This window comes from Flavobacterium cerinum, assembly GCF_024496085.1.
Lineage (GTDB): Bacteria > Bacteroidota > Bacteroidia > Flavobacteriales > Flavobacteriaceae > Flavobacterium > Flavobacterium cerinum_A.
The window spans coordinates 1,387,263-1,401,650 of record NZ_CP101751.1; the positions used below are offsets into that span (position 1 = coordinate 1,387,263).

Genomic DNA, 14,388 nt, shown 5'->3' on the forward strand with positions numbered 1-14,388 from the left:
TGTTAGTTTCTGGTGCTTGCAAAATGCCTCTGACAGGATTTGTTTTCCTTTCTAACTGTAATAAACAGAGTGTTAAGTTGCACAGCAAGTCATATATCCTTACATTGTAAGGATAAGACATCTAATTATGAAAGCGATAGGGTATATGCGTTTAAGTTCGAAGGATCAGTCGAGATACTCCTTAGATGTGCAGGAAGCTGCCATAAATGCCTATTGCGCTAAATACGAACTGGAACTAATAGCTCTTTTCAAAGACAATGGTCAGCGAAGTTCTACTTTCAGCCGGTTGGATTTTCAGGCACTCGAAATATTCATAAAACGGTATAAAGGACTGGTGCAATATATGGTCGTTATGGAACACGATCGTTTTAGTAGAGATCTTTCCGAAGCTCTTTTAAAGATAAAGAAATTTGAGAGCCAGTATGGTGTTAAAGTTGTTTCTGTGGACGAACCTCTTGATATTGATCCGACAGATCCAACGGTATTCATTAGCCGTGCATTCCGGTATGCCACTGCAAATGCAGAACTTTTAAATATCCGTGCCAGAACCATCCGGGGGATAAAGAGAGCACATCTGGAAGGACGATTTGTGAATAAAGCGCCTTATGGTTATAGCAATAGCAGAGATCTTCTCGGTAAAGGTATTCTTGTTGTAAATCATCAGGAAGCAGAAATCGTTCAACAAATTTTCCGGTACTACTTATCCGGTATATCGCTGAGAGAAATCACAACTATAATGAATCGGGAAGGCTTTCCGCTTAAAGGTCATAATGCAGTGACGCGAATACTGGATAACGCTTTATATGCAGGTCTGATGAAAGTGATCGATGAAGACGGAAAGGTAAAGTATGTAAAAGCCCTTCACGAGCGTATCGTAAGCGAAGCCGATTATTGGCTTGTGCAAGAAATCAGAAATCGTAAAAAGCCATCAAAATTAAAGCTGGATAAAGATTATCTTTTAAAAGGGCTATTGAAATGTAGTTGTGGAAAATATATGACGGCAGGGTGGAGCAAAGGGAAGAGTAAGTACTATTTGTATTACAAGTGCATCAATCATGTGTCAGTTAATATTCCAGGAAAAAGAATTCACGAGCAGTTTAGATTGGTATTGGAGCATCTAAAGCTAACAAAAGAGCAATTGATTCTTCTTCATAAGAAAGCAGCTGTAAGAATTGATAAACTGTTGAAAGATGAAAAACAACAGATAAGAGGCAGGCAAAAAATGCTTCAGGAATTGGATGCTAAAATGGAATCACTTGAAGAACATTTGATTGAAGGAACACTTAATAAGATTACATTCAAGAAATGGTCTGAACAATATAATGCTGAACATAGCCGGATAAAAGATATTATTCAAGCTACTGAGGAATATATTGCCAATCAGCTACAGTTTATGAAAAAATACATGAGTGGTATACATACCGTTCAGGATATAATAGCGTGTCAAAACGATGAACCACTAGCGAGGCAGATGATTTTGAAATTTGTTTTCAGATATGGCTTGCAATATGAAGACGACCGACTAAGAACTTATAAAATCTGTCCGGCACTTTCTCATAATTGTATGGAATTGACGAATAGGGGATTGTTAAGGGTGGATGAGGTGGAAACCGCAACGAAAGCGAATCATGAGCACCTCTTAAATTTTATAACGGAGCAGTTAGTTTGTTTATCTTCAGATTATTAGTGTAAATTCTGTATCATTAGGGAGGAGTTCAATTCCCGTCACAAAAGAAATATTCATGTACAGAAATAGAAAGTTAAAAATCATTAACTAATTGATAATCAATATTTTGTATTTTTGATACCTGAATGAGTTTTGAACACCTTAAAATGCAGTAAATCAGTATTTTATGTTTTGTGGATAAAAATGATCATTTTTGGGAAGTTTTTTAGTTCTTTAATTTTTGAACTCTGTAACTGATTGGTAATCAAATAAAAAACCCGCCTTTTGGGCGGGTTTGAACATTCCGTTCAATGCTTTTTTGTGAAGCATTTTCATTTCGTACTCAAGGCGGGACTTGAACCCGCACGAACATTACTGTTCACTGGATTTTAAGTCCAGCGTGTCTACCAATTCCACCACTCGAGCATTAATAAGGTAGTTGAGCGAAAAACGGGGTTCGAACCCGCGACCTCAACCTTGGCAAGGTTGCGCTCTACCAACTGAGCTATTTTCGCATTTTATTTTCTTTAAGAACTTCGCTATACTTGTTCTGTATTGCGGATGCAAATTTAGTACATAAATCTAATTATACAAGTCTTTTCCTGAAAAAAAATAAAATATTTTTTTAATGTATTGATAACCTTTAGGTTAATGTCGTAATTATTTTTTCGTCAGCATCCGTTTGATCTCATTCAGCTTCATCAGCGCCTCAACCGGTGTTAACGTATTAATATCCGTATTTAAGATTTCATCCTTGATTTCCTCCAGTAACGGATCGTCCAGACTAAAAATACTCAGCTGCATTTCGTCTTTTTCCGATTTAACTCCGGCCAATGCTTCACTCGAATGATCCTTTTCCAGCTTCTTCAGTAGCTTCTGTGCTTTCTGAATCACCGTTTGCGGCATACCGGCCATTTTGGCTACGTGAATACCAAAACTATGCGCGCTACCGCCTTTTACAAGCTTACGGATAAAAAGTACGTTGTCCTTTAATTCCTTTACCGAAACGTTGTAATTCTGAATACCGTCAAAAATCACTTCCATTTCATTTAATTCGTGGTAATGTGTGGCAAACAATGTTTTCGGTTTTGCCGGATGTTCATGTAAATATTCCGCAATCGCCCAGGCAATCGAAATACCGTCATACGTACTGGTTCCGCGCCCGATTTCGTCCAGTAAAACCAAACTTCTATTGGAAATATTGTTCAAAATAGAAGCTGTTTCGTTCATCTCAACCATAAAAGTCGATTCCCCCATCGAAATATTATCGGAAGCGCCCACACGGGTAAAGATTTTATCCACAATTCCCATTCGGACACTTTCTGCCGGAACAAAACTTCCCATCTGAGCCAATAAGACAATTAATGCCGTTTGACGTAAAATAGCCGATTTACCCGACATATTCGGCCCGGTAATCATAATGATCTGCTCACTTACGTTGTCCAAAAAGACATCATTTGCTATATAGGGTACACCTATCGGAAGTTGTTTTTCAATAACCGGGTGACGCCCGTTTTTAATGTCTAATTCAAAAGATTCATCAATAACCGGTTGGATATAATTGTTCTCAATGGCAAGTTGCGCAAAAGAAACAAGGCAATCCAGTTGTGCAATCAGATTGGCGTTTAATTGTACCGCTTTGATATAGGTAGAAACCCATAAAACCAATTGCTCGAACAATTCCAGTTCCAATTTGTAAATCTTCTCCTCGGCGCCTAAAATCTTACCTTCATATTCTTTTAGCTCCTCGGTAATATAACGTTCGGCACTTACCAAAGTCTGTTTACGGATCCATTCGGACGGCACTTTGTCTTTATGTGTATTTCGTACTTCGATATAATAACCGAAAACATTATTAAAAGAGACTTTTAACGACGGAATTCCCGTTTTTTCGCTTTCGCGGACTTCCAATGCTTCGAGATATTCTTTTCCTGAAAAAGCAATCTTTCGCAATTCATCAAGCTCTTCGTGAATTCCGGTTGCAATAGCATTTCCTTTGTTGATGGCTACCGGTGCTTCGGGATTAAGTGTAAATTTGATTTTTTCGCGTAATACATCACAGGAATGTAACTTCTCACCAATGTTTTTTACGGAAATATTGGAACTTTCCTGAGCCAATGTTTTGATCGGAATAATGGCATCAAGGGAATTACACAGGTAAATCAACTCACGCGGACTCACTTTTCCGGTGGCTACTTTTGAGATCAGACGTTCCAGATCGGATATTTGTTTGATCTGATATTGCACGTGCTGTAATTCTTCCTGATTGTCCTTAAAATAAGCCACAACCTGATGACGCTCTTTAACGCGATCAGCATCCTTTAACGGAAGTGCCAGCCAACGTTTTAATAAACGGCTTCCCATTGGAGAAAGCGTTCTGTCAATTACATCAAGTAATGTTACCGCATTCGGATTGGTGCTGTGGTACAATTCCAGATTGCGGATTGTAAAACGATCCATCCAAACATAAGCATCTTCTGCAATACGATGGATAGACGTGATGTGTTGTATTTTGTTATGCTGTGTTTCGGATAAATAATATAAAATCGCACCGGAGGCAATTAATCCTTCCGGAAGCTCTTCAATACCAAAACCTTTTAACGAATTGGTTTGAAAATGATTGGTTAGTGTTTCAAAAGCATAATCTTCCTTAAAAATCCAGTCTTCCAGAAAAAAAGAATTGAAATGTTCTCCGAAAGTGTCTTTAAACTGACCTTTATTGTTTTTCTGAACTAAGATTTCACTCGGACTGAAATTCTGGAGTAACTTATCAATATATTCCGCATTTCCCTGCGAGGTTAAGAATTCACCGGTGGAAACATCCAAAAAGGAGACGCCTAGTGCTTTTTTACCGAAGTGTATTGATGCCAGGAAATTGTTGGATTTGGAATGTAATACTTCGTCATTTAAAGCAACACCGGGTGTAACCAGTTCCGTAACACCACGCTTTACAATGGTTTTGGTCATTTTCGGATCTTCCAACTGATCGCAAATGGCTACACGAAGACCTGCTTTTACTAGTTTAGGCAAGTAAGTGTTTAGAGAATGATGAGGAAAACCGGCCAATGCTGTTTCAGAATCCGATCCGGCTCCGCGTTTGGTTAAGGTAATGCCCAGAATTTGGGAAGCCCGAACTGCATCATCACCAAAAGTTTCGTAAAAATCGCCCACACGGAACAATAAACAGGCATCCGGATATTTGCGCTTGATTTCATTGTATTGCTTCATTAAAGGGGTTTCCTTCGGTGTTTTTTCTTTTGTTGACAAGGCTTTTCGATTTTATGTTTTGTAAAAAGCGAAAGTAAGGATTTTTTAGAAAACGTAAAGAGGACAATCAGAACTTAATGTTTCCTCACAAGCCTGTTGACTATCCGATTTTATGATTAATTTTGCCGTTCAGATTTATAATGTAAAATGAGAAAACTAGCGAACAGCGAACTGGAAAGAAAAAATATATCGGAATTTAAAGAGGCTGATAAGACACCGGTAATTATCATATTGGATGATATCAGAAGTCTGCACAATATCGGATCGGTTTTTAGAACGGCGGATGCTTTCCTGATCGAAAAGATTTACTTGTGTGGTATTACGGCAACGCCTCCTAATAAAGAAATTCATAAAACGGCTTTGGGTGCGACCGATACGGTTGTATGGGAATATGCTAAAGATGTAGTGGAAGTGATTGGAAAATTGAAGGAAGACAATGTTTCGGTTTTTGCGATCGAACAGGTGGAACATTCGGTTTTATTGCAGGATTTTACTCCTGTTAAAGATACCCGATATGCGTTGGTTTTCGGAAATGAAGTAAAAGGCGTATCGCAACAGGCCATCAATTTATGCGAAGGAACAATTGAAATTCCGCAATTGGGAACCAAACATTCGCTGAATATCTCAGTAAGTGCCGGAATTGTAATCTGGGATATGTTCCGTAAAATGCAGTTGGAAGCCTAAGCTTTCATTTTGTCTGAAATCTGATCCAGAATACGCAGATAATCTTCCTGATTTTCTACAAAATCATAATCGGATACATCAATAATTAATACGTTGAGGTTGCTTTGCGATTTAATATAATCCAGGTAACCTCTGTTTATTTTGTCCAGGTATTCGGCCGGAATTTCCTGTTCATACGAACGACCTCTTTTCCGGATATTTTCTAAAAGACGCGGCGTGTTTTGGTACAGATAGACATAAAGTCCCGGTTTGGGCATTTCTTTGTAAATGATGTCAAACATCGTTTTATACAGTCGGAACTCATCTTCGCCTAATGTTACTTTGGCAAAAATTAAGGATTTGAAGATATGGTAATCGGCTACAATAAAATCTTTGAATAAGTCAAATTGAGACAAGTCATCGGACAATTGTAAATAACGATCGGCAAGGAAGGACATTTCTAACGGAAAAGCATAACGGGCCTGATCTTTGTAAAACTTCGGAAGAAAAGGATTATCGGCAAAACCTTCTAATATTAGTTTAGCATTAAAATCTTCTGAAATTTGAGTCGCCAAAGTGGTTTTTCCGGCACCGATGTTACCCTCAATAGCGATATAATTAAAATGATGCAGCTCGAAATTTTCAAGAGGCGACGGAATCGGACCAACGACGGTACATTTACTGTCGTCGGAAGTGGAAGCAATTAATTCTGCAATGCTTTTCTTTAAAATCGGATGTATCCAATCCAGTCGCAAATCATGTAGCGGTTGTAAAACAAATAAACGATGCTGCATTTGCGGATGCGGAACCTGTAAATCGGTCGTGGAAATCACCGTTTCATTAAAGGTAATAATGTCAATATCGATCGTTCGCGCCTGATATCCTTCCTGTGAAGTTCGAATCCTGCCTAAGTTTTTTTCGATCAACAGTATCTTTTCGAGAACGATTTCGGCACTGCGATAAGTGTGGAGTAATAAAGCGCAATTATAAAAAGCATCACTCTCAAAACCCCATGAAGGCGTTTCGTATAGTTGGGATACACGAATAACGGTTCCTATGTTTTTATGAATCAGGTTGATGGCATTTTGAATGTTCTCGAAACGATTTCCCTGGTTACTTCCTAATGATATTACTACTTGATTTTGACTGCGCATATGGCAAAATAACTAAAAGAATTTTAGAATTGAAGTATATTTGTGGGAAGTGTTGATAAATTGTTTTGTAACAATTATCCAAAAAAGCCTACTTATTATATAAAAGCAAAAGAAATGAGATTTATAGGAAACGTACTGGCCACTATTGTGGGATTATTTGTGTTTTTTATGTTGCTGTTTTTCGGAATTGTCCTGATCGGGATGGTTTTCGGAGGCGATAGTGACAAAGTAAAAATAAAAGACAACTCGGTTATCGAACTGGATTTGTCGAAAGTAAAACAAGACTACGGCGGGAAATTCAATTTTACCGATTTTAATTATTTCGAAGCCAAAAACGATGGAGTGGTAGATGTGTTGAATGCAATTGAAGCGGCTAAAAGTGATGATAAAATCAAAGGAATTTCGATTGTAAATAATACCTCTATGATCGGAATTGCACAACGTAAAGCCGTTCGTGACAAACTGGAAGAGTTTAAAAAATCAGGGAAATTTGTTGTAGCGTATTCGAATGCGTATTCACAGGGAGAATACTATATGGATTCGGTTGCCGATACGTTATATGTAAACCCGGTTGGAGAACTAGACTTTAAAGGACTTGCTACGGAAATATTGTTCTTTAAAGATTTTCAGGACAAAACCGGAGTAAAAATGGAAGTGATCCGCCACGGAAAATACAAAAGTGCTGTAGAACCGTTTTTAGAAAATGAAATGAGTCCGGCTAACCGCGAACAGATGACAGTATTGCTAAACTCAATCTGGTCTACTGTAGTGGATGATATTTCAAAAAGCCGTAAAATTCCGGTGGATAGCCTGAATGCAATTGCAAATAATCTGGGAGCACGAACTCCGGAAATGGCTAAAGCTAAAAAACTGATCGACAAAATCGGATATGAAGATGAATATCATAACGGTATTCGTAAAGCGTTGAAAGTTGAGAAAGACGAAGAATATAATAAAGTAAGTATTCTGGATTATGCTCGCGATGTTGCAAATACCAATGCGGATTATACAACTAAAGACAGAATTGCAATTATCTATGCACAAGGCGAGATCTTGTCGGGTGAAGGTGATGTAACTTATATAGGTGAAGGTTCAATGCGTCGTTCACTAGAAGATGCCCGTAATGATGAAAACGTAAAAGCGATCGTTTTAAGAATTGACAGTCCGGGTGGTAGTGCGTTGACTTCTGAATTGATTTGGAGAGAGATTGAATTGACTAAAAAGAAAAAACCGGTGATTGTGTCGATGGGTAATCTGGCGGCATCGGGTGGTTATTATATCGCTTGTAATGCCAATACGATTTTTGCAGAGCCGAATACGATAACAGGATCAATCGGAGTTTTCGGAACATTGCCGAACTTTAGTCCGTTAGCTAAAAAAATCGGAATTAATGCCGAGCAGGTAAGAACACATCAAAATGCTTCCGGTTATAGTGTTTTTGAACCGTTGGATGAAAATTATAAAAATGTGGTACTGGAAGGCGTAGAGCATATCTATAATACGTTTGTAAGTCGTGTGGCTACCGGAAGAAAAATGACATTTGCCCAGGTTGATAGTATTGCGCAAGGTCGTGTTTGGGCCGGTAAAGATGCTGTGAAAATCGGTCTAGTTGATAAGTTGGGTGGTTTGGATGCAGCGATTAAACATGCGGCTTCAGTAGCTAAAATAAAGGAATACAAAACGGAAACGTATCCGGAGTATAACAAAACATTTGAAGATATGTTGCGCGGTCTTACCGGTGGTGTATCAATGTTCCAAAGTCGTGAAGCGTTGATCAAGGAGCAAATCGGAGAAGAAGGTTATCAGGTAATCGAACAAATCCGCAGAGCAAAACAACAAAGAGGCGTTCAGGCTTTAATGCCGTTCCAGCTTAACATTCAATAGTTGCCCGAATTGTAGAGAAATGCTACAAATCAAAACGTTGAAGGTTTTGGAAAGCAAATAAAAAACGGTCGTTTATCGGCTTTAAACAACAAACCAACTTATTTTCTGTTATCAGAGAATAAGTTGGTTTAATTTTTGTAGTAAATTCGTAAGATAAATATTTCGAGTTATGTTAAAGAAAATCCTAAAAGGTTTCGGTATTTTTTTACTGTTATCGATAATCACGCTGGCTGCTGTTCCGTTTTTATTTAAGGATAAAATTAAGGAACTGGTTGCGAAAGCCATTAATGAAAATGTAGATGCAAAGGTAGCTTTTGAAGATGTCGATCTGAGTCTGTTTAAAAGCTTTCCGAACGCGAATGTTACGATCGATAAGATCAGTATCATCAATAAAGCACCGTTTGAAGGGGATACACTTTTTTATTCCGGTGAAGTAAATCTGAAAATGTCAATTAAAGAGCTGTTTAAAAAAGACGGCGAAGCTATGAAAATTGACGGATTTTACTCAAAAGACGGAATTGTTAATATCATTTTTAATAAAGACGGAATCGGGAATTTTGATATCGCACTAAAAGATCAGGCGGAAGATAAACCATCCGATAGCAAACCGTTTGCATTAAATCTGAAGAAATACGAAATCGAAAACTTACGCTTTACGTATTTTGATGAGAAGTCGAAAATCAAAATGGTAGTCGATAGCCTGAACCATGAAGGAACAGGGAATTTTGCAGCTCAAAAGCTGGATTTGGTTACAAAGTCTTCTGCAAAATTGTCGTTAGACATGGATAAGATGAACTATATGAAAAATGTATCGTTGAATCTGGATGCGGTTTTGGGAATCGATTTAGATAAACAACAGTATACGTTTAAGGAGAATAAGGCGCTTATTAACCAGTTGCCGTTGGAATTTGACGGATTCATCCAAATGGTAGAAAAAGGACAGGTTTTTGACCTGAAATTTAAAACACCGACATCTTCATTTAAAAACTTTTTAGGGTTAGTTCCGGAAGCCTATGCGGGTAACTTGAATACGGTAAAAACAACCGGAGATTTTAAAGTCGACGGAACAGTGAAAGGAGTGTTAACAGATACTACAATACCGAAGTTTAATATTGAGATTGCGTCAAACAACGCGTCGTTCCAATATCCGGACTTGCCGAAATCGGTACAGGATATTGTGATTGATACGCATATTGTAAACGAAACCGGATTGATGAACGATACATATGTGAATCTTGATAAATTGTCGTTCCGAATTGATAAGGATGTTTTTAATGCAAAAGCGAATATTAAAAATATTGCTCAAAATGCTTTGGTGAATGCGGAGTTAAAAGGAATTGTCAATCTGGCGAATGTAACAAAAGCCTATCCGGTTAAACTGGAGCAACCATTATCGGGAATCCTAAAAGCAGATGTTGTTACGAAGTTTGATATGAAATCAGTAGAAACCAGTCAGTATCAAAATATCCAGAATGCGGGTAATATTAGTCTGACCGGATTTAACTACGCCGGACCGGAATTAGCAAAACCGATTCAAATCAAACAAGCTACGGTTGCGTTTAATCCGAATCAGATTCGCTTAAATCAATTGGATGCGGTAACCGGAAAATCAGATATTAAAGTAACCGGAACACTGGATAATTTCTATGGATTTGTGTTTAAAAAACAAGTGCTAAAAGGAAATTTCGATATGAATTCGAATCAGTTGCTGGTGTCAGATTTTATGACGCCGACGAAACCGGAAGCAACTCAGGCTAAAGCAGCTGCGCCTAAAGAAGCGGTAAAAATCCCTGCCTTTTTGGATTGTAGTATCACGGCAAAAGCAAATACAGTGGTGTATGATAACCTGACGTTAAAAGCGGTTTCAGGTAAGATGATTATTAAAGATGAAGCCGTAAAACTGGAGAATGTAAAAACCAATATGTTTGACGGACAAATTGGAGTAGATGGTATGGTGTCGACGAAAGGAGCAGTGCCGAAGTTTGATATGAATCTGGGCTTAAATGCGGTTGATATTTCGAAGTCGTTTACACAATTGGATATGTTGAAATCGATTGCGCCGATTGCAGGTGTGATCAACGGAAAATTAAATTCAACAATCAAATTGTCGGGTAACCTTGATGCTAAAGAAATGACACCGGATTTAAAAACGATTTCGGGAGATTTGTTAGGACAGTTATTGTCGACGTCAATTAATGCGAAAAACTCGAATTTGTTGAATGCATTGGATGGAAATTTGAAATTTATTGATTTGGATAAATTAAATCTGAATAACCTGAAAGCACATTTGTCTTTTGATAACGGAAAAGTGAATGTGAAGCCGTTTGATATCAAATATCAGGATATTAAAGTGACGGTTGGCGGACAACATGGATTTGATCAGTCAATGAATTATAATCTGAAATTTGATGTGCCGGCGAAATACTTAGGGGCGGATGTGAGTAAATTGTTGGCTAAATTATCGCCTTCGGATGTTAATAAACTGGAAAGTGTGCCGATTAATGCAGTATTGACCGGAAATTTTAAAAATCCTAAAGTTACTACAGATTTGAATCAGGCAGTTACCAATATCTCGAATCAGTTGATTCAACAGCAAAAAGATAAGCTGATTAATCAGGGAACGGGCGCTTTGGAAAACTTGTTGGGTGGCGGTAAAAAGAATACCGGAACCGGGACAACAACGACGACCGATACAACAAAAACAAAACCGAAAGACGATATTAAAAATGCAGCAACAAATGCTATAAAAGGACTCTTCGGGAAAAAGAAAAAAGAGGAATAAAAAAAAGACCTGACTTGTGTCAGGTCTTTTTTTATAATGTTATTTTAACAACATAGCCTTCAAAGGTTCGGACATTGAAAACGGTTCCGTCTTCAAAAATCAGATATTGTCCTTTGACTCCGGTTAATCGACCGTTGAAAACCGGTGTTTTGTCCAGACTTAGGCTGTTTACTTTTTTAGGATACTGTAAAACGGGATAATCCAGATGGTATAATTTTTCCGGATTTTCGGCAAAATAGGGTTTTACTTCATTAGGTAAAAGAGGTTCCAGTTTGTTGCGTTCGGCTAGAATATCGATTGACGGAACTTCATTCTGTAGCATTTTACGCCAGTTTGTTTTATCTGAAAAATGATCTTTCAGAGCAACTTCCGTAATTCCGGCGAGGTAGCGATTCGGAACTTCTACGATCGGAACGGCTTCAATGGCGCCCTGATCAATCCATCGTGTCGGAACCTGAGTTTTACGGGTAACGCCTACTTTTACTTCACTTGATAAAGCCAGGTATACAATATGAGGCTGTAACTGGACTTTTTTCTCGTATTCCAAATCACGGTCTTCAATGTCCAGATGGGCAGTGCTGAGTTCCGGTTTCATAATCCAATCACCCGCCGATGCACTCGACATAAAACAGTCATAACAAAAGCCTTGTCTGAAAATCTTTTTTTTCTTACCGCAGTTCAGACACTGATAGCCCTGAAAAGCAATTTCCATTTCTTTATTTAGTAATTGGTTGATATTCAAAAAGCTGTTTTCAAAAACAAGGTAATATTGAATCGGACTTCCGATTTCCGTTTGCATTTTCGTCAGTACGCCATCGTATTGCATTTTCTAAATTTCGGATTTAAGAGTTAGGATTTGCAGTGAAACCGAGTGTTTCCTACTGTTTTTTTACTATTTTTGGTAATGATGTAAAAGTACAAACTTTGGTTTGAATAATTCCAAAACAAATCTTTTTAACCGGAATATTATAGAATATGGCCTTAACAATAATTAATTCAATTGCTTCCTGGATACTGAAAAAACGAATTCATCAAATGGAATTGTTCCTGAAATATCCGAATGAAGTTCAGGAGGAGCTGTTGTTTAGTTTATTGCGAACAGCAGAACCGACTATTGTAGGGCATAAATATGGTTTCTCATCAATAAGAAGTTATAAAACATTTACCGAGCGCGTTCCGGTGTCGACTTATGAGGAGTTGGAGCCGTTAATAGAAAGAACACGTAAAGGTGAACAAAATGTATTTTGGAATACACCTATAAAATGGTTTGCCAAATCCAGCGGAACTACAAACGCGAAAAGTAAATTTATTCCGGTAAGTAATGAAGCGCTGGAAGATTGTCATTATAAGGCAAGTAAAGACCTGCTTTGTTTGTATTTAAATAATAATGAAAACTCACAATTGTTTACCGGGAAAAGTCTTCGTTTGGGCGGAAGTAAACAGCTGTATGAAGATAATAATACCTTTTTCGGAGATTTATCAGCAATCCTGATTGATAATATGCCGTTTTGGGCGGAATTCAGTAGTACGCCGAGTAATAAAGTGTCGCTGATGAGTGAATGGGAATCGAAAATTCAGGCGATTATTCATGAAACGGTTATGGAAAATGTGACCAGTTTTGCAGGGGTACCTTCCTGGATGTTGGTATTGCTAAACCGGGTTCTGGAAGAAACGGGGAAAAATAATCTTATAGAGCTTTGGCCTAACGTTGAGGTGTATTTTCACGGAGGTGTTAGTTTTGAGCCGTACCGCGAACAATATAAACGATTATTGCCGAAAGAAGATTTTCGTTATTATGAAATTTACAATGCATCGGAAGGCTTCTTTGCGATTCAGGATTTGAATAATTCCAATGATCTGTTGCTGATGCTGGATTATGGAATCTTTTATGAGTTTATCCCGATGGATACATTCGGAACTCCGGATCAAAAGGTAATTCGTTTGTCGGAAGTGCAGTTGAATAAAAACTACGCTGTCGTGATTACAACGAATTCCGGATTGTGGCGTTACCTTATTGGAGATACGGTGCGTTTTACTTCTTTAAATCCGTATCGCATTAAAGTGACCGGAAGAACCAAGCACCATATCAATGTATTCGGAGAGGAATTAATGGTTGAAAATACGGATAGAGCTATTTCGAAAGCTTGTCAGGAGACCAATTCTGAAGTAATTGATTATACTGTGGCGCCGGTTTTTATGAAGGGACGTGAAAAAGGAGCGCATGAGTGGATGATTGAGTTTCGTAGAAAACCGGACAATATCGAATTGTTTCGTCAGAAGTTAGATGAAGCATTACAAGGGTTAAATTCGGATTATGAAGCGAAACGTTACAATAATATGACACTCAATCCGTTAGTGTTGAATGTGGCACGTCCTAATCTTTTCTATGATTGGTTAAAAGAACAAGATAAATTGGGCGGACAACATAAAATTCCGAGATTGTCAAATAGCAGAGAATACCTGGACAGACTCAAAGCCTTACAATACATTCAAATGGATTAATTATGGTAAAAAGATTTATTGCTTTTATGATGGTGGGAGCAATTTTTGCTTCCTGCGGACCGAAGCGCTTAGGGTGCGGACCGCGACGATGTGAAACGGATGTCAAAAAGATAGAGCACAAACCGGATAAAATAATTCAAAAAGCTAACAAAACGGCATAAAAAAACCTCGCAATTGCGAGGTTTTAAAATTCTTAGAAGGTTCTAATTATTTTTTTGCAGCGTCAGCAGCAGGAGCAGCAGCAGCGTCAGTAGCTGGAGCAGCCTCAGTAGCTGGAGCAGCTTCAGTAGCAGCAGCAGCTGTATCAACAGTAGCAGCAGCAGCGTCTACAGCCTCTTCAGCAGGAGCAGCAACTTCTTCAGTTACAGGCTCTTCAGTTTTAGTTTCTTTACAAGAAACGAAAGAAACACTCATCATAGCTACTAATGCTAAGCTTAAAACAACTTTTTTCATCTTACTAAATTATAAAG

At 38.1% G+C, this 14,388-nt stretch carries 10 protein-coding genes and 2 tRNA genes; 6 read left to right on the plus strand and 6 right to left on the minus strand.

What is annotated here, in order from left to right; translation table 11 throughout:
- Window positions 1-127: 127 nt before the first annotated feature.
- Window positions 128-1,687, plus strand: a complete 1,560-nt coding sequence (locus NOX80_RS06115) for a recombinase family protein (protein ID WP_256552426.1) — start codon at window positions 128-130, stop codon at window positions 1,685-1,687.
- A 319-nt stretch (window positions 1,688-2,006) separates the two neighbouring features.
- Here the strand turns inward: NOX80_RS06115 and NOX80_RS06120 are convergent.
- The 3 genes from NOX80_RS06120 to mutS all read right to left on the minus strand — a co-directional run bounded on the left by NOX80_RS06120 (window position 2,007) and on the right by mutS (window position 4,933).
- Window positions 2,007-2,092: transfer RNA gene (locus NOX80_RS06120), tRNA-Leu, on the minus strand.
- Window positions 2,093-2,108: 16 nt separating this feature from the next.
- Window positions 2,109-2,181 (minus strand) — tRNA-Gly (locus NOX80_RS06125).
- A 145-nt stretch (window positions 2,182-2,326) separates the two neighbouring features.
- Complete coding sequence (gene mutS, locus NOX80_RS06130) at window positions 2,327-4,933, minus strand: DNA mismatch repair protein MutS (protein WP_256552427.1); 2,607 nt, start codon at window positions 4,931-4,933, stop codon at window positions 2,327-2,329.
- A 147-nt stretch (window positions 4,934-5,080) separates the two neighbouring features.
- Here mutS and NOX80_RS06135 point away from each other — a divergent pair, with 147 nt between their 5' ends.
- The gene (locus NOX80_RS06135; protein WP_256552428.1) at window positions 5,081-5,617 is read left to right on the plus strand and encodes an RNA methyltransferase; all 537 of its coding nucleotides are present in this window, start codon (window positions 5,081-5,083) and stop codon (window positions 5,615-5,617) included.
- Here NOX80_RS06135 and folK read toward each other — a convergent pair.
- Complete coding sequence (folK, locus tag NOX80_RS06140) at window positions 5,614-6,750, minus strand: 2-amino-4-hydroxy-6-hydroxymethyldihydropteridine diphosphokinase (RefSeq protein WP_256552429.1); 1,137 nt, start codon at window positions 6,748-6,750, stop codon at window positions 5,614-5,616. The two genes, NOX80_RS06135 and folK, sit on opposite strands and share 4 nt — an antisense overlap.
- A gap of 114 nt (window positions 6,751-6,864) precedes the next feature.
- Here folK and sppA point away from each other — a divergent pair, with 114 nt between their 5' ends.
- Together sppA and NOX80_RS06150 are read left to right on the plus strand one after the other, a co-directional pair.
- Entirely contained in the window at window positions 6,865-8,634 is a 1,770-nt protein-coding gene (gene sppA, locus NOX80_RS06145) for a signal peptide peptidase SppA (protein WP_256552430.1), read from the plus strand.
- A gap of 169 nt (window positions 8,635-8,803) precedes the next feature.
- Entirely contained in the window at window positions 8,804-11,416 is a 2,613-nt protein-coding gene (locus tag NOX80_RS06150; RefSeq protein ID WP_256552431.1) for an AsmA family protein, read from the plus strand.
- 31 nt (window positions 11,417-11,447) lie between these two features.
- Here NOX80_RS06150 and NOX80_RS06155 read toward each other — a convergent pair whose 3' ends face one another.
- A complete protein-coding gene (locus NOX80_RS06155) occupies window positions 11,448-12,242 on the minus strand; it encodes a DUF2797 domain-containing protein (RefSeq protein WP_256552432.1) in 795 nt (264 codons plus the stop codon).
- A 149-nt stretch (window positions 12,243-12,391) separates the two neighbouring features.
- Here NOX80_RS06155 and NOX80_RS06160 point away from each other — a divergent pair, with 149 nt between their 5' ends.
- Both NOX80_RS06160 and NOX80_RS06165 read left to right on the plus strand, forming a co-directional pair.
- Entirely contained in the window at window positions 12,392-13,918 is a 1,527-nt protein-coding gene (locus NOX80_RS06160; protein WP_256552433.1) for a GH3 auxin-responsive promoter family protein, read from the plus strand.
- A gap of 2 nt (window positions 13,919-13,920) precedes the next feature.
- Entirely contained in the window at window positions 13,921-14,079 is a 159-nt protein-coding gene (locus NOX80_RS06165) for a hypothetical protein (protein ID WP_256552434.1), read from the plus strand.
- 46 nt (window positions 14,080-14,125) lie between these two features.
- On the opposite strand, the gene NOX80_RS06170 is transcribed toward NOX80_RS06165, so the two are convergent.
- On the minus strand, window positions 14,126-14,335 hold the full coding sequence (locus tag NOX80_RS06170) for a hypothetical protein (RefSeq protein ID WP_256552435.1): 210 nt from the start codon (window positions 14,333-14,335) through the stop codon (window positions 14,126-14,128).
- Between the last annotated feature and the right edge of the window lie 53 nt (window positions 14,336-14,388).